Raw genomic sequence first — 19,666 nt, 5'->3', positions numbered from 1 at the left:
ATTTTGATCAAGCTCACGGGATCGGCGAAGCCGTTTCCTTCTCGCAATTGCGCGATGACCGGGATGGGTGCGCATGTGGGGAGTGTCGGTGGCCATGAGACGCCGTGAGTTCATGTCGCTGGTTGGTGCCGCGGCGGCGTTCCCGGTCTTGGTCCGGGCCGAGGACAGAGCGCCGTTCGTCGGCGTGCTGACCGGCAATGTCGCCGGCGATCCCGGCGCGCAGATGCGTGTCGATGCCTTTCAGCAGGGGCTTACCGATCGTGGCTGGATCGCCAACCAGAACTATCGCCTGGAGGTGCGCTGGCCGGGTCCCAGTCCGGCACGCCAGCAATTGGAGGCGCTCGAGCTCATTGCCGCCGGGCCGGACGTACTGCTTTCGACCAGCACGGGCACGACCCGGACGCTGCGCGATGCCACGCAGCGAATTCCGATCGTCTTCGTCGGGCTCTCCGATCCCGTCGGGACCGGCCTCGTCGCCAATCTGGCGCGGCCGACCGGCAATCTCACCGGCTTCTCGCTCTATGAGCACTCGATGAGCGGGAAATGGCTCGGTCTGCTGAAGGATATGGTGCCGGGGATGAGCCACGCGGCGCTGCTGTTCAATCCGGAATCGTCGCCCTATGCGCCGTTCTATCTTCAGGCGGCGCACCAGATGGAAAACCGGCTCGGTCTCAAGGTCACCGGTGCCAGTGTCCGGAGTGGGGCCGAGATCGCGGCGGCCATCGAGACCGCGACACGCGACGGCGGCGGCCTCGTCGTGCTGCCTGATGGCGGATTCTTTGGGGCCCAGAGCGCGATGACGATCGCGCTGCTGACGCAGCGCCGCGTGCCCGCGATCTTCGCGGTCCGCTTCTACGCGGTGAACGGTGGGCTGATGTCCTATGGCGCCGATCTCACCCAGCAATTTCGCGACGGCGCCGGCTACGTCGATCGCGTCCTGCGCGGCGCCGAGATTCGATCGCTCCCGGTGCAATTCGCCACCAGGTTCGAGCTCGTCATCAACATGAAGGCGGCCAATGCCCTCGGGCTGACGGTGCCGGGCCGCCTGCTGATGGACGCCGAACTGATCGAATGACGCGTGGCTCTCGCGCTGCAGCAGCCACGAGGGCCTCGTTTCGTTGATCTCGATCAACAAACGTCTGCGTCCCGGCCCGATCGTCCCACCCTGGAAGTGCAAGGGAGGATGCAATGTTTCGCTGCGGCAAGACCCTGATGGTGCTTGCGGTCGTCATGGCGACATCGTTCGCCGCAACGGCGCAAACCAACACGACGCCTGCGGCCCCGTCTCCGCAAGCGCAGCCGGCTCCTCCGCCTGCGCCGACGGCCGAGCTTCTGAAGCCGGAGCAGCTCGAGGCCCTCGTGGCGCCGATCGCACTGTATCCAGACGAGCTCCTTGCCAATGTGCTTGCCGCCTCAACCTATCCGTTGGAGGTGGTGCAGGCCGACCGCTGGCTAAAGGAGCGCAAGACCCTGAAGGGCGATGCGCTGAAGACGGAGGTCGAGAAGCAGGCCTGGGACGACAGCATCAAGGCGCTGGCCAGCACTGCCGATGTCCTGACCATGATGAGCGATCAGCTCGACTGGACCAAGAAGCTCGGCGATGCCTTTCTCGCCCAGCAGCCCGACGTGATGGATGCGATCCAGCGCTTGCGCAACAAGGCCTATGACAACAAGAAGCTGGTCACGACCAAGCAGCAGAAGGTCAGTGTCCAGTCGCAGGAAGGCAAGCAGGTCGTCGTGATCCAGCAGGCCAATCCCGCGGAGATGTACGTGCCGTATTACGATCCGGCGACGGTCTATGGCAGCTGGCCCTATGCGGAGTATCCGCCGTATTATTGGGGCTATCCGTCCTATATCGGCGCCGGCGTCGTTGCGGCGGGCCTCGCTTTCGGCACGGCTTGGGCGATCGGGCGCTGGGGCAATTACTGGGGCGGCGGCTGCAATTGGGGCAACCGCAATGTCTACGTCAATCATCGCACCACCAACATCGGTAACGGCTGGCAGCATAATCCGGCGCATCGCGGTGGCGTGCGCTACAACAACAGCAACGTTCAGCAGCGTTTCGGCAACAACAACCTGAAGGCCGGCGTGTCGGACCGGAAGGATTTCCGCGGCCGTGACGGCAACCAGGTGCTGCGTCCCAACCAAGGTGCTGGAGACCGGGCCGGCGATCGCGCCGGTGACCGTGCTGGTGATCGTGGTGGTCCCGGTGATCGGGCGGGAGATCGTGCGGGTGATCGTGCCGGCAACCGCGGCGATCGGCCCGGCGGTGGCGATCGCGCTGGAGCTGCCGATCGTGCCAAGGGCGGCGGCGACCGTGCCAAGGCTGCAAACAAGGGTGGCGGAGATCGCGCCAAGGCCGCCAACCGCGCCGGCGGCGGTGCGGCAGCCAACCGTGGTGGCGGCAATCGCGGCGGTGCGATGAACGTCTCCTCCGGCCGCTCGGCCGCGGCGGCGTCCGCGCGCGGACGATCCAGCATGGCAAGCATGCCGCGCGGTGGCGGCGGCGGACCGAGCATGGCCGGCCGCGGCGGCGGTGGCGGAATGGCAATGCGGGGCGGTGGCGGCGGCGGATTCCGCGGAGGCGGCGGTGGCGGCTTCCGTGGCGGTGGCGGCGGTGGCCGGCGCTCCGACATCGCGTTGAAGCATGACATCGTCCTGCTCGGTCATCTCGCGAACGGCCTCGGCTATTATCGCTTCAGCTACATCGGCGGCGACAAGGCCTATGTCGGCGTCATGGCGCAGGAGGTCGAGCAGGTGATGCCTGCCGCCGTGACCCGCGGCAGCGATGGATATCTGCGGGTTCGCTACGAAAAACTCGGACTGACATTCCGCAGCTATGGCGACTGGCTCGCCGGCGGCGCGAAGATCCCTGCGGAGGTGACGCCATGACCGGCTCGAAATCACTCCGTCGCGCGATGTTGCCGGGACTCGTGGCGCTGGCGCTGCTCGGCTCAGCATCGCAGGCGCAGCAATCCTTCAAGACGCCGGAAGATGCAGCGGCAGCGCTTGCAGCCGCGGTCAAGAACGGACCAGACGATATCCTGAAAGTGCTTGGCCGCGCCGCAGACGACATCGTCTCGTCCGGCGACGAGATCGCCGACAACGACATCCGCCAGCGCTTCACGTCGATGTATGACGCCAAGCACGGCATCAAGGCGGAGGGCAACAAGACGGCGACCCTGATGCTGGGGCCGGACGATTTCCCCTTCCCGATTCCGCTGGTCAACACCAAGGCCGGCTGGGAATTCGACACCGACGAGGGACGCATCGAGGTGCTGCGCCGTCGCATCGGCCGTAACGAGCTCGACGCGATCCAGACCGCGCTCGCCTTTGTCGACGCGCAGAACGAATACGCCGACAAGGACCGCGGTGAGGGCGCCGGCGTCTATGCGCAGCGCATCGTCTCATCGCCCGGCAAGAAGGACGGCTTGTTCTGGCGCGACGACAGCGACCCGAGCCCGCTTGGCGCGCTGGCGGCCGAGGCCTCGAAGGAGGGCTATCGCGCGGGCGACGTCGGACCTGCGCCCTATCACGGCTACTATTTCCGCATCCTCAAGGGGCAGGGCCGCGATGCGCCCGGCGGCGCGCTCGACTATGTGGTCAAGGGCAAGATGATTGGTGGTTTCGCCCTGATCGCGTGGCCCGCGGAGTACGGCAATTCGGGCATCATGACCTTCCTGGTCAATCACGCCGGCACCGTCTACCAGAAGGATCTCGGCAAGCGCACGGCGTTTGTCGCCGAGCGCACCACGCTGTTCGATCCCGATGAGACTTGGAAGAAGGTCGATGCCGCAAAACCCTGAATGGCGCATGTCCATGCGCCGGCGCAGGCTCGGCCTGATAGCGCTCCTCCTGTTGGCGCTCGGACTGACCATGCCGGCGACGCCAGCCTTGGCGCAGGCGTCCGGTCACGTCAGGGCCAAGATCGTCAAGGCCGGCCTTCTGGTCGGCGGCGGCGCCGGAAATGGCGTGCTGACCTATCGTGGCAAGTCCTATCCGTTCAGGATCAGCGGCCTGAGTTTCGGCATCACGGTTGGCGCGACGGTCGGCCGGCTCGATGGCTGGGCCTCCGGGATCCGCGAGGTCGGCGACTTTGCCGGCACCTACAGTTCGGTCGGCGGCGGTTTTGCTCTGGTCGGCGGCGTCAGCGGCGCCCACCTCCGCAACGAAAAGGGCGTGACGATCGTGCTGCAAGGCCCCAAGGCGGGACTCGAGCTGGCGGCCAATATCAGTCAGATCACGATCTCTCTGCGATAGGACGACAATCGAGGAAACTGGTCCTGCCGCAGCAACATCGTAGTAGCGGCAGCTCACAATCTGTTGAGACATGGGACCATGTTCTCTGATGCTTGATCGTCCTTGGTCTCCCTCGATGACCAGTGACCGGACGTACGTTGTGGCGCCAGTTGGCAGCTCTACTGCGCAGTTGGCGCCTGTGCTTAGATATGAATCGCATGTCCTAGCGACTTCAGCGCAGCTTCGTGAAAGGCTTCGCTTTGGGTTGGATGCGCATGGATGGTCATGGCGATATCCTCCAGCCGCGTGCCCATCTCCAGCGCAAGAGTGAAGGCTGCCGAAAGCTCGGCGATGCCGGCGCCGACGCCCTGGATACCCAACAGGAGGTGATTGTCGGCTCGCACGACCGTCCGGATGAAGCCGTCTTCCCGATCCAGCGTCAATGCGCGGCCGTTGGCCTTGAACGGGAAGAGGTCCGTCTTGATATCGAATCCCCTGCTGCTCGCCTCGTTGGGTGACAGGCCGACCGTGACGAGCTCGGGGTCAGTGAAGCAGATCGCCGGGATCGAAACCCGGTCCCAGGCGCGACGGCGGCCGGCAACGATCTCGGCTACCATCTCGCCTTGCGCCATGGCGCGATGCGCCAGCATCGGCTCTCCCGTGACGTCTCCGATCGCGCAGATGCCGTGCATCGAGGTGCGACATCGGTCGTCAATTCGAATGAAAGGTCCGTCCATATCGAGATCGAGCTGCTCGAGGCCAAAGCCGCTTGTCAGGGGTCTGCGGCCGACCGTGACAAGGATCTTGTCGACTGCGAGCGAAGCCTGCTCACCATTGGCGGTCTCGATCGCCAGCGCCGTGCCATTGGCTTCGAGTGCTTTCACCCTTGCGTCGGTCAGAACCGTGACCCCGAGCGCGGTCAGGCGCCTTGCGACGGGCTCGCTCAAGTCGCGATCATATTGCGGGAGTATGCGTGGCGCGGCCTCGACGACCGTGACAGCCGTGCCGATTTTCGCGAATGCAGTACCGAGCTCGAGACCGATGTACCCGCCGCCGACCACGACAAGCTTCTTCGGGATTTCGGTGAGCGCTAATGCCTCGGTCGAAGAGATCACCCGGCCGCCGAAGGGAAGAAACGGCAGGGCGACCGACTCGGAGCCTGTCGCAATCACCACCGTTTCGGCATGGATCACCTGCCGGCCGGATTGCGTTTCGACCTCGACGGTCTTTCCGTCGCGGAAGCGAGCGTAGCCGGCCACGAGCCTGACACCGGCCCTTCTCAAGAGACCAGCCACACCGCCGTTCAGACGTCGGACGATATTGTCCTTCCAGGCGATGGTCTTGGCGAAGTCGAGAGACGGCTTCGCCGTGGTGATGCCCAGTGCGCTCTCGCCCGCCGCGGCGCGCGCAATGGTTTCATACTCACCGGCCGCATGGATCAAGGCCTTGGAAGGAATGCAGCCGGCATTGAGGCAGGTTCCACCCGGCTTCTCGGCCTCGACGATGATCGTATCGATGCCGAGCTGGCCGGCACGGATCGCACAGGTGTAGCCGCCGGGGCCCGCGCCGATGACAAGGAGCTTGCACGTGATTTCGGTCATCATCCTACCCGTCAATGAAGATCATGGCGGGTGTCTCCAACTGTGTCTTGATCCGCTGCACGAACTGGGCTGCATCGAACCCATCGATGACCCGGTGGTCGAAGCTGGACGACAGGTTCATCATCTGACGCGGCACGAAGGCGGCGCCATCCCAATGCGGACGGATCGCGATGCGGTTGACGCCGACGATCGCGACCTCCGGATGATTGATGATGGGCGTCGTCGCGAGCCCGCCCAGCGCGCCGAGCGATGTGATGGTGATGGTCGAGCCGGTGAGCTCGTCGCGGGTGGCGCTGCCGTTCCGAGCCGCTTCCGCGAGCCGTGCCACCTCGGCGGCGCAACTCCAGAGGTCGCGCGCTTCCGCATGCCGGACGACGGGGACCACGAGGCCGGCCGGCGTTTGCGTGGCGATCCCGATATGAACGCCTGCGTGCTGGTGTACGATCCCGGCCTCGTCGTCGAAATGGGCATTGAGATGCTGCTGCTCGGCGATCGCGCGCACCATGGCGCGCATCAGGAACGGCAACATTGTCAGTTTGGGTCTACCCGGCTGCTTCTGGCTGTTGAGCTTCGCGCGCAAATCCTCGAGCGCGGTGACGTCGACCTCTTCAACATAAGTGATGTGCGGAATGCGCGAGCTCGCAACGGACATCTTCTCGGCGATCTTGCGTCGCAAGCCGACGATCTTGATGTCGGTGACCGCGGTTTGCGTTGGATACGGCGTCGCCGTCGTTCCGGTGCGGCCGCGCGCGAGATGGGCGTCGAGATCATCATGGGTGATCCGGCCGGCGGGACCCGTGCCGCGGATCTGACGCAAGTCGACGCCTGCCTCCCGCGCGCGGAGCCGAACCGCGGGGGCGGCGAGAGGCCGATCGCCTGCGTGGTGGGGTGGCGCCGCAGAGGGCTGCGACTTCAGCATGTTGGGCGGCTCGCGCGCCATGCGCGGGGCGCTTGCGGCAATGTCAGGCTTTTTGGCCAAAGTGCTTGCCGTGGACGAGGCCGACTTCACTGCCTCCGCCGCTGGCGCGCTTTTGCCGTCTACCTCCAGCCGAACAAAGTCCGAGCCGATGGCGAGAACGTCGCCCACACTGCCGGCGAGCCAGATGACCCGTCCGTCCGTCGGCGAGGGAATTTCCACCGTCGCCTTGTCGGTCATGACGGCACCGAGCACGGCGTCTTCGCGCACGACATCGCCGACCTTCACGTGCCATTCTACGAGCTCTGCTTCCGCAATGCCTTCGCCGACGTCGGGCAGCCTGACCACGCGCTCGGTCATCTCAAGCCTCCAGCGTTTCGATCAATGCGCGGCCGACACGCGCAGGGCCCGGAAAGTAGTCCCATTCCTGCGCATGCGGGTAGGGCGTGTCCCATCCGGCGACACGCACGATCGGGGCTTCCAGATGATAGAAGCATCGTGTCTGGACCAATGCGCAGAGTTCAGCACCGAAGCCAGAGGTCAGCGTCGCCTCGTGCACGATGACGCAGCGTCCGGTCTTCTTGACCGAGGCTTCGATGGTGTCGAGATCGAGAGGCAGCAGCGAGCGAAGATCGATGATCTCGGCATCAATGCCGGATTCGGTCGCGGCGGTCTCGGCGACGTGCACCATCGTCCCGTAGGCGAGGATGGTGACGGCCTCACCCGGCCTGCGAATAGCGGCGCTGCCGAGCGGAATCGCAAAATGTCCGTCGTCGACTTCGCCGAGATCATGCTTCGACCACGGCGTTACCGGCCGGTCGTGATGACCGTCGAATGGACCGTTATAGAGCCGCTTCGGTTCGAGAAAGATCACGGGATCGGGGTCCTCGATCGCAGAGATCAACAGGCCCTTGGCGTCCCGTGGGTTCGACGGCACGACCGTCTTGATACCGCAGACATGCGTGAACAGAGCTTCCGGGCTCTGGCTGTGTGTCTGGCCGCCAAAAATGCCGCCGCCGGTCGGCATGCGCACCACGAGCGGGCAAGTGAATTGACCGTTGGAGCGATAGCGCAACCGCGCGGCTTCGGAGACAATCTGATCGTAAGCCGGATACATGTAGTCGGCGAACTGTATTTCGACACAGGGTTTCAGGCCGTAAGCCGCCATGCCCACTGCGATGCCGACGATACCGAGCTCGCTGATCGGGGTATCGAAGCAACGGCTCGTTCCGTATTTCGCTTGCAGGCCCTGGCTGGCGCGAAACACGCCCCCGAAATAGCCGACGTCCTCGCCGAACACGACGACGTCGTCATCGCGCGACATCATCACATCCATGGCCTCGCGAATCGCCTCGATCATGGTTTTGCGCGGCATCGCTCAGACTCCCGCTTCCTGGCGTTGCCGTCGCAGGTGCGGCGGCATCTCCGAGAACACGCCTTCGAACATGTCACGCGCCGAGGCATGCTGAGGTGAATGCAGCGTGCCGTAGCCCTCGGCCTCCTTCTGCGCCGCGATCACTGTGTCCATGATCTCCGCTTCGGCCTGCTTGTGCCGCTCCTCCGACCAGGCGCCGCGCACGATCAAATGATTCTTCAGCCTGATCACGGGATCTCCGAGGGGCCACGCTTCGGACTCCGTCTTCGGCCGATAGCCCGCGGGATCGTCCGAGGTGGAGTGCGCGCCGACGCGATAGGTCACGTGCTCGATCAGGGTCGGGCCAAGGTTGCGGCGTGCACGCTCGCACGCCCATTTCGCGACCGCGTGGACGGCGAGGTAGTCGTTGCCGTCGACGCGTAGAGCCGGAATGCCGAAGCCGAGGCCGCGCGCCGCGAACGTGCCGGAGCCACCTCGCGCGATGCCCTGGAAGGTCGAGATGGCCCATTGATTGTTGACGATGTTGAGCACGACCGGCGCGCGATAGGTCGAAGCGAACACGAGGGCCGCGTGGAAGTCGGATTCGGCCGTTGCGCCATCGCCGATCCAGGCGACCGCGATCTTCGTGTCGTTCTTGATCGCCGAGGCCATCGCCCAGCCGACCGCCTGAATGTATTGGGTGGCGAGATTTCCCGAGATCGTGAAGAAGCCGTGCTCCCTTGAGGAATACATCACGGGCAGCTGGCGCCCCTTCAGGGGATCGTGTGTGTTGGAATAGATCTGGCAGGCCATCTCGACCAGGGAGTAGCCGCCGGCGATCAAAAGCCCGGCCTGGCGATAGGTCGGAAAATTCATGTCTCCCGGATTGAGCGCCTTGCGGAAGGCGCAGCTCACGGCCTCTTCGCCCATGTGCTGCATATAGAACGAGGTCTTGCCCTGACGCTGCGCCATCTGCATGCGCGCATCGAACGCACGCAGCGTCATCATGTGACGCAGGCCCTCGAGCAGTTCGTTGTCGCAGAGCGCACCTGCCCAGGGACCGACGGCCTCGCCGTCGCGATTGAGCACGCGGATAACCGAGAAGGCGAGATCACGAATCGTCTCGGCATCCACGTCGACGTCGGGACGATTGACCTGGCCTGCGCGCGGAATGCGGATGTTGGAGAAATCGGGCGTGCCACCCGGGCGAACCGCGGGCTCCGGCACGTGCAGCCTCAGTGGCGGATGTTCGGCGGATGGAGCCGCCCCGTCTTGCGGGATCATGTCACGGATGAGGTTGGGGTCGGGCATTGGCTTTCACCTCTCACCTCGATTGCATCGACGCAGAATAACGCACCAACGCGCCGAACGAGCCGGTCGATGACGTCGCGGTCATTGATGTCTATGGAAGCCGAGATGCGGCAGGCATTCGCATCCGCCCGCGCACTGAGAGCAGCAAGCGGCAGCCCTGCGACACGGGTCTGGTCGAGCAGGCGGCCGAGTGCGGCGTGCATATTGCTGGTCTGCAGTTCGAGAACAAACACCGCATGCGTCTCATTTTGGTAAGCACATCGTACTGGCAAAAGCCAGGATTGTCGTTCTTTTGATCTGGGTGTAGTCTAAAAATGCGGTAAGAATTTTCCAAATATGAATAGCAAAGCGAGAATAGGATTCTTGGTATGGCTTCGACCGGACGTGCCAGAGGGCCTGTCAAAGCTCCGCGCAAGGATGCACTTCGGCTCGACGAGATCGACCGCAAGATCCTGCGTGCCTTGCAGCAGGATGCGCGCCTGACGACGGCGCAACTCGCCGACAGAATCGGGCTCTCCACCACGCCATGCTGGAACAGGCTGAAGCGGTTGGAGACGCAGGGCTATATCGATGGCTACGTCGCGCTGCTCAATCAGGACAAGCTTGGCCTGCCCGAAACGGTCATCATAGAGCTGACGCTCGACCGCCACGACGAGGAGATGCTCGAGCGCTTTGGCCAATTGCTTACGAATTTGCCGGAGGTGATCGAGGCCTATCTCACCACCGGCGATTACGATTACATCGTGAAGGTCGCGGTCGAAAGCACCGCCGGCTATGAACGCTTCCTGCGCGAAAAGCTCTATCGCATCCCTGGCATCCGCCACAGCCGGTCGTCGTTTGCGCTGCGCTGCCTGAAGAAGCTGACCTCGGTCCAGGTCTAGTAAGGGATCAGGGCACTCCGTCGCACCTAATCGCTTCTGACGCTGAGTCCCCCATACCCCAAGTTGGGAAATGGGCCTCGCATTTGCCACGGCGATGCTGGAAAGGCTTACCGCCCCGGCTCGGCGAACTCGTGCTTGCTCTCGTGCCCGCCGACGAAGACCAGGATGCCGGCGATCAAGGGCAGGATCGCGAGCACGAGCAGCCCTGTCGAGGTTTGCCCTGTCGCTTCCTTGACCCAGCCGATCAGATAAGGACCGCCAAAGCCGGCGAGATTGCCGATCGAGTTGATCAGCGCGATCGCGCCGGCCGCCGCCGTTCCCGAAAGCCAGGCTGTCGGCAGGGTCCAGAACACTCCAAAGCAGCAAAATACGCCGACGGCAGCCACCGTCAGCGCCACCATCGTCATGGTGGGATCGGTGAGATTGGAGGAAACGGCGAGCGCAATTGCGGTCAGGATCAGCGGCGCGCCGACATGCATCACGCGCTCACGGGTGGCATCCGAATGCCGCGCCCACAGGATCATCGCGATGGTGCCGAACAGATACGGGATCGCGGTGACGAAGCCGGTCTGGGCGTTGGTCAACCCGAACGCCTTGACGATCTGCGGCAGCCAGAACTGCATGCCGTAGAGAGCGCCGACGAAGCCGAAATAGATCGCGCTCAGCGCGATCACCTTTCTGCGTTGCAGCGCGGACGTCACTGTTCATCCATGATGAAACAACCGCGCAGCAAAGTCCACCCGCGGCTCGGACAATGGCTGTTGGCGCCGCGACATGAATCTACTGGCACAAAAAATGCTGAGGCTCGAATGACCCGATGGCGCACCGAAGTTCGCCGGGGGCACGGAGGAGAAAATGAGAGCCCAAGTATTGAGAGCCTACGACGAGAAACTTTCCAACGACCTTTGGGTCGGGGAAGAGAAGGTGCCTGATCCGAAGCTGACAAAATCAACGGACGTCATCGTCCGCATCGGTGGTGCGGGCGTATGCCGAACCGACCTTCACATCGTCGAAGGCGTGTGGAAGCCGCACATGGATCCGAGCGGTGACAAGCTGCTTCCCCTCATTATGGGGCACGAAAATGCAGGCTGGATCGAAGAGGTTGGCAAGGAAGTCGAGGGACTAAAGAAGGGCGATCCTGTCATCGTCCATCCGAAGATCAGCGGCGGGACGTGTCTCGCCTGTCGCCGAGGATTCGACATGCACGGTCCTGGAACGTTCCCAGGCCTCGATTGCAACGGCGGCTATGCAGAGTTCCTTTGCACCTCAGAACGCAACATCGTCCCGCTGCCACGGACTTTGGCGCCAAAGGATGTCGCGCCATACGCTGATGCAGGCCTCACCGCCTATCGCGCTGTCAAGAAGGCCACGCGTCACCTTTTGCCAGGCGAATCTTGCGTTGTTATCGGTGCGGGAGGGTTGGGCCACATCGGAATCCAGTGCCTCAAAGCGATGTGTGCGGCCGACATTATTGTCGTCGACAAGTCCGAAGCATCGCTACAACTGGCCGAAAAATCAGGCGCCGATCATCTCGTGAAAGCTGACGGCAACGAAGTGGAAGCCGTTCTCGGCCTGACCGGTGGAAACGGTGCGGAAGCAGTGATCGACTTCGTCGGCGAGAAGGGCACGACGTCGAAGGGCCTGGCAATGACCCGTCCGATGGGCAGCTACTACGTCGTCGGTTACGGCGAGGACATTCGGGTGCCGACAGTTGACATGGTGATAACCGAGAAAAACATTATCGGCAATCTGGTCGGCACATGGGCCGAACTAACCGAGCTGATGGCCCTTGCGGACCGAGGTCTGGTTGAGCTTGCCACGGCCGAGTATCGCCTTGCGGACGCCAATAAGGCCTTGCACGATCTCAATGCCGGCAAAATTCATGGACGGGCCGTGTTGATCCCTTGAAGGATAGCTGCATCATCCATCGCGAGCATGCATTTCCTCGCGATGGATCGAGCGAGCGGCCATCGTCATGCTCGCGTGGTGTCGTCTGACGCCGTCACCGGAGCCCCGGCCGCGTCACGCGCTGCAGCAGTCCAATCAGATCGGGCTCACACAAGCTCATATCGCAGTGCAAACACCGCAAAGGTGGACAGTGGTCTGATGTCCGGAGTCTCATTGTGCGCCATCGTCTCAATCTGCATCGTTGTCAATCTCATATCGATATGATCGCTTAGGAACGCCGTATGAGGTTCGTCCTCGTCAATGGCAGAACACCGTGGCTGAAGACGTTCTGCATGTCTTGCTCAGAGCCCATTCACGCTCACTATCTGAGAGAATTCAGCACCGGGCTCCCTTTCTGCGATCATGATTGCTACGCCCAGTATACGGAACGCTGGATCGAGAAGGTCCGGCAATCAAACCAGGCGGCCGGTTTCGAGGGCTATCGCTAGTCCGAGTGGGCGGGCAACGAGCCGGTCTAGGCAATGCGCGGCCTTCAACGCGAAAGAGTCTGTCGCATCGAGGAGCTGTGTTCAATTCCCAAAGCGCCCAAACATGTTGCTCGGGGAAATTCTGGCGCTGCTGCAGCGCAAACATTGCGCCGCGAAGTGGCGGTCTCCGCGTTGCTCCGATTCTCATTTTGCAACTCTTGTCGCAGTTTGCATTTCCGCGGCGCGCCAACCGGGAGGCGCGACGTCTCCGTCAGTGCTGATCCTCACCTCCGGCAGTCAGAAATCGATTTGGCGGGGCAAGAGAGCGCTGGCACGCCCATTGCAAAGCTGTTTGGCACAACAACGCTGACTGCTCCGCCCGGGGCGAGCCGCGAAAAGAACGAGGGAAGGGGATGTCAAGCTGAGGGCGAACCTCGCGCGGGCTGACTCAATTGCGATCGGAAGACGGCTGGGTCCGAAGATCGCTCCTGATCATCCCTGAGGCGTTCCACAGTCATCCTGAGACCCTTGCCGATATCAAACGTCCGGCCGTGCAAACGGTCGCGAGGTGGCCCGTAACGCACGGGTAAGCACTGCTCGGTCCGCGAAGGTCCAGGCAGGCGGAATATCGATGTGGTTTCTGACCCGATCAGGAGGAAAGACGAAATGTCTGGAACGCTAACACTCAACAAGATCACCGCCCAGCGCGGCATTTCTGTCGGTGAGGCTGCAAAGAAGATTGCAGATCTCGGATGGAATCCGTCCTACGTCCAGGAAGCGATGACCTTCCCCACCGACTACAAGATCACGAAGGCGCCGAAGGATCCGATGAAGCAGGTCCTTCGCTCCTATTTCCCGATGCAGGAGGAAAAGGACAACCGCGTCTACGGCGCCCTCGATGCCGCGCTTCGCGGCGACATGTTCCGCAACGTCGAGCCACGTTGGGTCGAGTGGATGAAGCTGTTCCTGGCGATCATCCCGTTCCCGGAAATCTCCGCCGCGCGGTCCATGGCCATGGTCGGGCGCCTTGCACCCGGCGAAGATCTCCGTACTGGCTTCACCATGCAGATGGTCGACGAATTCCGTCACTCGACCATCCAGATGAACCTGAAGAAATGGTACATGGAGAATTACATCGACCCGGCCGGTTTCGATATCACGGAGGAGGCGTTCGGCAAGTGCTACGCCACCACGATCGGTCGCCAGTTCGGTGAAGGCTTCATCACCGGTGACGCCATCACGTCGGCGAACGTCTACCTGACCGTCGTCGCCGAGACGGCGTTCACCAACACGCTGTTCGTCGCCATGCCGTCGGAGGCGGCGCGCAACGGCGACTATGCGCTGCCAACCGTGTTCCTTTCGGTTCAGTCGGACGAGAGCCGCCATATCGGCAACGGCCACTCGATGCTGATGTCGATGCTGAAGGAGCCGGAGAACCACCTGCTGCTCGAACGCGACATGCGGTATGCCTTCTGGCAGAACCATGCCATCGTCGACGCGGCGATCGGGACGTTCATCGAATACGGCACCACGAACCGCGACAAGAACAAGGAGTCGTATGCGGAGATGTGGCACCGCTGGATCTTCGAGGACTATTACCGGACCTATATGCTGCCCCTCGAGAAGTACGGCATCAAGATCCATCATGACGACGTGCAGACCGCCTGGAAGCGGCTGACCGAGAAGCACTACGTCCACAAGGTCGCTCAGTTCTTTGCGGTCGGCTGGTCGGCGAACTTCTGGCGTATCGAGGCCCAGACCGACAAGGACTTCGAGTGGTTCGAGCACAAATATCCGGGCTGGTACGCGCAGTTCGGCGAGTTCTGGAAATGGTACGAGAAGCTGTCGCATCGCGGCCAGACCAACATCCTGTTCAACAGCGACGTCGGCTACGTCTATCCGCATCGTTGCTGGTCGTGCCTCGTTCCGTGCCTGATCCGTGAGGACATCGTCACCGACGAGATCGACGGCAAGCTGCACACCTTCGCCCATGAGCTCGACCGCTGGACGGCCGTCGAAGCCTTCGCCGGCGAGTACCAGGGTCGTCCGACCCCGGCGATGGGGCGGTTCAGCGGCCGTCGCGAGTGGGAGAGCGTCTACCACAACGTGGATATCGCCGACGCCATCAAGGATCTCGGCTTCGTGCGCACAGACGGCAAGACGCTGGTCGCCCAGCCGCATCTGCGGTTCGACCAGAAGGAAATGTGGACGCTCGACGATGTCCGCGGCCACATCCTCAAGAGCCCGCTGCAGACGCTGCGGGAGATGAGCCCGGCCGACCGCGAGAATCATCTCGCCGAGTATCGCAAGGGATTCACGATCAATCCCTGCAACTAAGTGAGACGGAAGGGGCCGGCTGCGGCCGGCTCCTTCCAGATCGCTCCCCGGAAGAAATGAAAGCGTTCGTTTGAGGAGGCCCCTATGGGCGCGCCCGCTAATGTCGTTCGCCTGCAACCGGTAGGCATAGAGTTCGAGGTCGAGGAAAACGAAACGGTTCTCGACGCTGCGTTTCGTCAAGGGATCGCGCTGCCGCATGGTTGCAAGGAGGGGCAGTGCTCGGCGTGCAAGTGCGTTCTTACTGGGGGGGACGTGGAGCTGAAGAAATACTCGACGTTTGCCCTGAACGAGATGGAGCGTGGCCAGGACTACATTTTGCTCTGTCGGACCTTGGCGTACTCGGATCTGGAGGTGGAGCTCCTCAACTATGACGAGGAAGTGCTGTCGAAATCGATTCCCGTCAAGGATTTCACGGGCACCGTTACGAACGTCTCTGCGCTGACCCATGACATCCGCCGCCTCGAAATCACACTGGAGCAACCTCTGAAGTTCTGGGCGGGTCAATATGTCGACATCACGCTCCCGGGACCAGAGACGATTACGCGCTCGTTTTCCATGGCAAATTCGCCGGGCGAAAGCCAAAAACTCGCGTTCATCATCAAGAAGTACCCCAACGGGCGCTTCTCCTCACGACTTGACGGAGATCTCGCCGTCGGAACCGAAGTCGGAATCAAAGGACCCTACGGAACCTGCTTCCGACGAGAAAACAAAACGGGAGCCATGATCCTGGTCGGCGGTGGATCCGGGATGTCGCCGCTGTGGTCCATCCTGCATGATCACATCAGCTCGGGAGAAATGCGCCCGGTGTACTTCTTCTACGGAGCTCGAACGCGGGGCGACCTTTTCTATCTCGATCGCTTCGCCGAGCTCGCAGCCAACCATCCGGAGTTCACCTTCGTCCCCGTTCTTTCCCATGCAGCGGACGATACGGCCTGGAGGGGAGCGAAGGGCTTCGTGCACGAAGCGGTCGGATCGCACCTTCGCAGCGCCGGATATGGCGAAGACGTCGACGTTTACGCTTGCGGACCATCGCCGATGATCGAGGCGTTGACGCCGGTACTGCAGATGAACGACGTCGAGTCAGACCGAACCTTCTTCGACAAGTTTACGCCAGCCAACAACTAGGGCGGCTTTGACCGCCGAGCGAACCATCTTAAGGCCCGACAACAGGAGGAGGAAGACGACCATGACTGCCGTTCAAACTGAATCAGCCAAATCCGGTGCAGCAGGTTCTGCGGTGTTCCCGGACTCGGATAGCCGAAAATATCGGTATTTCGAGCCGCGCAGCAAGCGAGCCACGCACTACGAGGACGTGACGGTCGACGTCCAACCCGACCCGGAACGCTACCTGTTGCAGGACTGGATCATCGCCTTTCCGAACGGCAAGGGTGCCTACACCAAGGACAACACGGCGGCGCTCAGCTCGAACTGGCACGCCTTCCGCGCCCCCGACCAGGAGTGGGAGCGCACTCACTACCAGCGGCAGTCCAGGATCGAGGCGATGGTCCAGGCGGTGATCGCCAACGGCCGCAAGTCCGGCGCACCGAAGAGCTTCGACAGGGCCTGGATCAAGATCCTGCAAAACCATCTGGGCGCCTGGAAGCATGCCGAGTTCGGTCTCGGCACGTCGCTGATGCAGGCTCAGCGCTACGGCTACACCCAGATGATCAACAACGCGACGCTGACCAACTCGTCGTACAAGCTCCGCCTTTCCCAGGACATCACGCTCTATCTGGCCGAGATCGGAATGGACATTCCGGGCTTCGACGACGCGGCAGGCAAGCGCGCCTGGCTCGAAGACAAGGGCTGGCAAGGTACCCGGGAAGCGATCGAATCGATCATGGGCTCGCCCGACTATCTCGAGCAGTACTTCGCCACGAACATCGTGTTCGAGCCACTCGTCGGCGAATTGTTCCGCAGCGGTTTCCTGATGCAGGTGGCCTCGTCGAACGGCGATTTCATCACGCCGCCGGTGATTTCGTCTGCGGAGGCGGATTACGAGCGAAATCTCGCCAACACGATCGATCTGATGCACCTCCTGGTGACCGACAATCAGCATGCCGCCCACAACAAGAAGCTGTTCCAGGGGTGGGTGAACAAGCATGTGGCGCTGGCGAACAAGGCGGCGGCCGGCCTTCAGCCGATCTGGTCGCAACCGCACTCGAAGCCGGTGCAATACGCCGATGCCCGTGCGCAGTCGGTCGAACGCATCAAGAAGATTCTCGGCGAGCTCGGCCTCACCCTTCCCAAGGAGTAAATTGCAATGTCCGTCGTCTCCAGATCTGCGACCAACCAGAACATCTTCCAGAAGATGGGAGATCTTCGTTTCGAGCAAACGATTTCCCATCAGTGTGGCGTCACCATGAACGACAGCGTCGAGGCGCGAGCCATTGCCGAGTTCATGGGAAAGAAGCCGAACGTTACCGTGACCTACCAGCCCGCGCTGATCCGCATCGACGGCGAGGGCAAGCTGATCTTCAAGATGGACGAGATCAGCGAAATCCTAGGGAAGGAAATGACGGCCGAGATCTTCGAGGTGAATACCTCGACCCACTACGGCCGGATGGTGCGCATCGACGACAATACGGTGACGCTGTTCGGCAACATGGACGAGGTCTTCGAATACATCGAGTGAGCTCCATTCTCCCTGACTGGGTGGGGCCGCTTCGTGGCCCCACCTCTTCTCGAACCGTTCCAGCGCGACGACTGCGCATCGATTGATCGAATAGAGCTAACCAAGGATTCCTGGAGATCACCATGTTTATCACTCCCAGCGGCGAGGAAGTTTTCGTTATCGACGGCCACACCCATTTCTGGGACGGTAGTCCGGCAAACCAGCTCAACATCCACGGCAAGCAGTTCATCGACTGCTTCTACGCGTATCACACCTCGCTCAGTCCGAAGGACAAGCTCTGGCCGAAGGAGCAGTTCGAGAAATACAGTGCCGATCAGATGTATCACGATCTGTTCGTCGATGGTCCGGACGACATGGCCGTCGTTCAGTCGACCTACCTGACCGAGTTCTACAAGAACGGGTTCAACACCATCGATCGCAATGCCGAGATGGCGAAGAGGTACAAGGACCGCTTCATCGTCAACGGCGCCTTCGACCCGCGGGATGGCGAGAAGGCTCTCGAGTACATCCACTACATGAAGGAGACGTTCGGCATCAAGGGCGTCAAGCTCTATACGGCCGAGTGGAAGGGCGACTCGCGCGGGTGGAAGCTTACGGATCCCAACGCCTATCGCTGCTTCGAGCTTTGCCAGAAGCTGGGGATCACCAACATCCACGTCCACAAGGGGCCGACGATCATCCCGTTGGACAAGGATGCCTTCGATGTTCACGACGTCGACCATGCCGCGACCGATTTCCAGGGGCTGAATTTCATCATCGAGCATTGCGGCCTGCCGCGACTCGACGATTTCTGCTGGATCGCCGTGCAGGAGACCAACGTCTATGGTGGCCTGGCGGTGGCGCTGCCGTTCATCCACGGCCGTCCGCGCTACTTTGCCGAGGTGATCAGCGAATTGCTGTTCTGGGTCGGTGAGGACAAGATTCTCTTCGGCAGCGACTACGCGATCTGGACGCCTCGCTGGCTGGTCGAGAAGTTCTGGAACTTCGAGCTGCCGGAAGACCTGAAGCAGGAGCACGGCGTCGACCTCACTCCCCAGGCGAAGCGGAAGATTCTGGGCCTCAATGCGGCGCGCCTCTATGGCGTCGACGTCGAGGCACAGAAGGCGAAGCTTGCGCAGCAGGTTCATGCGACTGCGGCGGAGTAGACATCATGAGCGCGCTCCAACATCAGCATGATCGTAAGACCGGCGAGGTGTGGGAGCGCCTTGCGATGGTGACGGATCCCGAGCTGGACGAGTCGGTTACCGAGCTCGGATTTGTCGAGCAAGTCTCCGTCGATCATGACGACGGCGTCGAGATCGTCTTTCGTCTGCCGACCTATTGGTGTTCGGCGAACTTCGCCTTCCTGATGGCCGATGACATGCGCCGGGCGGTATCCTCGCTGCCGTGGGTTCGCGAGGCCCGTCCGCAGCTTCGGGATCACATGGTCGCCGAGGAGATCAACAAGGGTGTCCGCGAGGGCATGTCGTTTGGTGATGCACTCAAGGACTTCGCGGCCGGCGGGTCGCTTGACGAGCTGCGGGAGAAATTTCGCCGCAAGGCATTCGAACGGCGCCAGGAGACCATGATACTGGCATTGCGAGGGCTGGGTTATGAGGATCCGGCGATCTGCCGGATGGATCTGAGCACCTTTGACGCGATCAACTTCGACTCGGAGGAAATTGCCCGCCAGAAGCCGCGTTATCGAGAGCTTCTGGTCGAGCGGAACCTCGCCAATCTCGCCGGCGATCGCGCCTTTGTCACCTACGATGGATGCACCATCAAGCGACACGAAATGGTTCCGTATCTGCAGCGGTTGCGAGGCGTGCGTATCAACATGGAGTTCAACAGCTCCTTGTGTAGAGGGCTTCTTGCGGTCCGCTATCGCGAGGTCGATGGGGATCGGCCGAGCCAGACGCCCGGGCCATGCGGCGGCTGCGGCAGTGGTTGTGCCGCACAGTCAGTCGGGCCGACGGTCACAAAGACACATTCTGCCGCGCTTGTGTGAGGCTGGGCCGCTACACGAAGCGCCTGCGAG

Annotated in this window: 17 protein-coding genes and 1 pseudogene; 12 read left to right on the top strand and 6 right to left on the bottom strand. The window is 62.1% G+C overall.

The window, feature by feature from the left end; translation table 11 throughout:
• Window positions 1-94: 94 nt before the first annotated feature.
• From GGD62_RS23080 to GGD62_RS23065, 4 genes are all read left to right on the top strand, one after another.
• Window positions 95-1,075 (top strand): ABC transporter substrate-binding protein, encoded by a 981-nt coding sequence (locus tag GGD62_RS23080; RefSeq protein ID WP_183710354.1) that lies wholly within the window; start codon window positions 95-97, stop codon window positions 1,073-1,075.
• A gap of 113 nt (window positions 1,076-1,188) precedes the next feature.
• Window positions 1,189-2,892 (top strand): DUF3300 domain-containing protein, encoded by a 1,704-nt coding sequence (locus tag GGD62_RS23075; protein ID WP_183710352.1) that lies wholly within the window; start codon window positions 1,189-1,191, stop codon window positions 2,890-2,892.
• A complete protein-coding gene (locus GGD62_RS23070) occupies window positions 2,889-3,806 on the top strand; it encodes a DUF2950 domain-containing protein (RefSeq protein ID WP_183235929.1) in 918 nt (305 codons plus the stop codon). The genes GGD62_RS23075 and GGD62_RS23070 overlap by 4 nt, the downstream gene beginning before the upstream one ends.
• 7 nt (window positions 3,807-3,813) lie before the next feature.
• Window positions 3,814-4,260, top strand: coding sequence for a hypothetical protein (locus tag GGD62_RS23065; RefSeq protein WP_409333960.1), 447 nt, complete (start codon window positions 3,814-3,816; stop codon window positions 4,258-4,260).
• A gap of 182 nt (window positions 4,261-4,442) precedes the next feature.
• On the opposite strand, the gene lpdA is transcribed toward GGD62_RS23065, so the two are convergent.
• Genes lpdA through GGD62_RS23040 form a run of 5 tightly spaced genes read right to left on the bottom strand, consistent with a single transcriptional unit; the run spans window position 4,443 to window position 9,654 of the window.
• On the bottom strand, window positions 4,443-5,840 hold the full coding sequence (lpdA, locus tag GGD62_RS23060) for a dihydrolipoyl dehydrogenase (RefSeq protein ID WP_183710350.1): 1,398 nt from the start codon (window positions 5,838-5,840) through the stop codon (window positions 4,443-4,445).
• A 4-nt stretch (window positions 5,841-5,844) separates the two neighbouring features.
• Window positions 5,845-7,116 carry a dihydrolipoamide acetyltransferase family protein gene (locus tag GGD62_RS23055; RefSeq protein WP_183710348.1) on the bottom strand — a complete coding sequence of 424 codons (1,272 nt, stop codon included), beginning with the start codon at window positions 7,114-7,116 and terminating at the stop codon, window positions 5,845-5,847.
• A gap of 1 nt (window position 7,117) precedes the next feature.
• Window positions 7,118-8,131, bottom strand: a complete 1,014-nt coding sequence (locus tag GGD62_RS23050; protein ID WP_018319947.1) for an alpha-ketoacid dehydrogenase subunit beta — start codon at window positions 8,129-8,131, stop codon at window positions 7,118-7,120.
• Between the two features lie 3 nt (window positions 8,132-8,134).
• Window positions 8,135-9,394: a 3-methyl-2-oxobutanoate dehydrogenase (2-methylpropanoyl-transferring) subunit alpha gene (locus GGD62_RS23045; protein WP_183710510.1), complete on the bottom strand. Its 1,260-nt coding sequence runs from the start codon at window positions 9,392-9,394 to the stop codon at window positions 8,135-8,137.
• Entirely contained in the window at window positions 9,391-9,654 is a 264-nt protein-coding gene (locus GGD62_RS23040; RefSeq protein ID WP_143109001.1) for a hypothetical protein, read from the bottom strand. The genes GGD62_RS23045 and GGD62_RS23040 overlap by 4 nt, the downstream gene beginning before the upstream one ends.
• A gap of 135 nt (window positions 9,655-9,789) precedes the next feature.
• On the opposite strand from GGD62_RS23040, the gene GGD62_RS23035 reads away from it, so the two are divergent.
• Complete coding sequence (locus tag GGD62_RS23035; RefSeq protein WP_018319949.1) at window positions 9,790-10,302, top strand: Lrp/AsnC family transcriptional regulator; 513 nt, start codon at window positions 9,790-9,792, stop codon at window positions 10,300-10,302.
• 107 nt (window positions 10,303-10,409) lie between these two features.
• Here GGD62_RS23035 and GGD62_RS23030 read toward each other — a convergent pair.
• Window positions 10,410-10,994, bottom strand: a pseudogene (locus tag GGD62_RS23030) (MFS transporter); the annotation flags it as partial.
• 163 nt (window positions 10,995-11,157) lie between these two features.
• Here GGD62_RS23030 and GGD62_RS23025 point away from each other — a divergent pair.
• The 7 genes from GGD62_RS23025 (at window position 11,158) to GGD62_RS22995 (ending at window position 19,636) form a co-directional block, all read left to right on the top strand.
• Entirely contained in the window at window positions 11,158-12,210 is a 1,053-nt protein-coding gene (locus tag GGD62_RS23025) for an NAD(P)-dependent alcohol dehydrogenase (RefSeq protein ID WP_018319951.1), read from the top strand.
• 1,133 nt (window positions 12,211-13,343) lie between these two features.
• Complete coding sequence (locus tag GGD62_RS23020; RefSeq protein ID WP_183710346.1) at window positions 13,344-15,014, top strand: aromatic/alkene/methane monooxygenase hydroxylase/oxygenase subunit alpha; 1,671 nt, start codon at window positions 13,344-13,346, stop codon at window positions 15,012-15,014.
• Window positions 15,015-15,098: 84 nt separating this feature from the next.
• Window positions 15,099-16,139 (top strand): 2Fe-2S iron-sulfur cluster-binding protein, encoded by a 1,041-nt coding sequence (locus GGD62_RS23015; RefSeq protein ID WP_018319954.1) that lies wholly within the window; start codon window positions 15,099-15,101, stop codon window positions 16,137-16,139.
• 61 nt (window positions 16,140-16,200) lie between these two features.
• Window positions 16,201-17,271 carry an aromatic/alkene monooxygenase hydroxylase subunit beta gene (locus GGD62_RS23010; protein ID WP_183710344.1) on the top strand — a complete coding sequence of 357 codons (1,071 nt, stop codon included), beginning with the start codon at window positions 16,201-16,203 and terminating at the stop codon, window positions 17,269-17,271.
• Window positions 17,272-17,277: 6 nt separating this feature from the next.
• Window positions 17,278-17,649, top strand: a complete 372-nt coding sequence (locus GGD62_RS23005; RefSeq protein WP_018319956.1) for an MmoB/DmpM family protein — start codon at window positions 17,278-17,280, stop codon at window positions 17,647-17,649.
• A gap of 122 nt (window positions 17,650-17,771) precedes the next feature.
• Entirely contained in the window at window positions 17,772-18,794 is a 1,023-nt protein-coding gene (locus GGD62_RS23000; RefSeq protein ID WP_092252091.1) for an amidohydrolase family protein, read from the top strand.
• 5 nt (window positions 18,795-18,799) lie between these two features.
• Complete coding sequence (locus GGD62_RS22995) at window positions 18,800-19,636, top strand: metal-sulfur cluster assembly factor (protein ID WP_092252093.1); 837 nt, start codon at window positions 18,800-18,802, stop codon at window positions 19,634-19,636.
• The last annotated feature ends 30 nt before the right edge of the window (window positions 19,637-19,666 follow it).

This window comes from Bradyrhizobium sp. ERR14 (assembly GCF_014198235.1).
In the GTDB taxonomy this organism is placed as follows: Bacteria; Pseudomonadota; Alphaproteobacteria; order Rhizobiales; family Xanthobacteraceae; genus Bradyrhizobium.
The sequence above is the reverse complement of the archived record's forward strand: the minus strand, read 5'-3'. Positions and strand labels throughout refer to the sequence as shown.

Bases quoted from the DNA above. Each gene is read 5' to 3' on its own strand.
- GGD62_RS23055 (WP_183710348.1), bottom strand. From the start codon at position 7,116: ATGACCGAGCGCGTGGTCAGGCTGCCCGACGTCGGCGAAGGCATTGCG.
- GGD62_RS23045 (WP_183710510.1), bottom strand. From the start codon at position 9,394: ATGATCCCGCAAGACGGGGCGGCTCCATCCGCCGAACATCCGCCACTG.
- GGD62_RS23050 (WP_018319947.1), bottom strand. From the start codon at position 8,131: ATGCCGCGCAAAACCATGATCGAGGCGATTCGCGAGGCCATGGATGTG.
- GGD62_RS23065 (WP_409333960.1), top strand. From the start codon at position 3,814: ATGTCCATGCGCCGGCGCAGGCTCGGCCTGATAGCGCTCCTCCTGTTG.
- GGD62_RS23070 (WP_183235929.1), top strand. From the start codon at position 2,889: ATGACCGGCTCGAAATCACTCCGTCGCGCGATGTTGCCGGGACTCGTG.
- GGD62_RS23075 (WP_183710352.1), top strand. From the start codon at position 1,189: ATGTTTCGCTGCGGCAAGACCCTGATGGTGCTTGCGGTCGTCATGGCG.
- lpdA (WP_183710350.1), bottom strand. From the start codon at position 5,840: ATGACCGAAATCACGTGCAAGCTCCTTGTCATCGGCGCGGGCCCCGGC.
- GGD62_RS23035 (WP_018319949.1), top strand. From the start codon at position 9,790: ATGGCTTCGACCGGACGTGCCAGAGGGCCTGTCAAAGCTCCGCGCAAG.
- GGD62_RS23025 (WP_018319951.1), top strand. From the start codon at position 11,158: ATGAGAGCCCAAGTATTGAGAGCCTACGACGAGAAACTTTCCAACGAC.
- GGD62_RS23020 (WP_183710346.1), top strand. From the start codon at position 13,344: ATGTCTGGAACGCTAACACTCAACAAGATCACCGCCCAGCGCGGCATT.
- GGD62_RS23010 (WP_183710344.1), top strand. From the start codon at position 16,201: ATGACTGCCGTTCAAACTGAATCAGCCAAATCCGGTGCAGCAGGTTCT.
- GGD62_RS23015 (WP_018319954.1), top strand. From the start codon at position 15,099: ATGGGCGCGCCCGCTAATGTCGTTCGCCTGCAACCGGTAGGCATAGAG.
- GGD62_RS23005 (WP_018319956.1), top strand. From the start codon at position 17,278: ATGTCCGTCGTCTCCAGATCTGCGACCAACCAGAACATCTTCCAGAAG.
- GGD62_RS23080 (WP_183710354.1), top strand. From the start codon at position 95: ATGAGACGCCGTGAGTTCATGTCGCTGGTTGGTGCCGCGGCGGCGTTC.
- GGD62_RS22995 (WP_092252093.1), top strand. From the start codon at position 18,800: ATGAGCGCGCTCCAACATCAGCATGATCGTAAGACCGGCGAGGTGTGG.
- GGD62_RS23000 (WP_092252091.1), top strand. From the start codon at position 17,772: ATGTTTATCACTCCCAGCGGCGAGGAAGTTTTCGTTATCGACGGCCAC.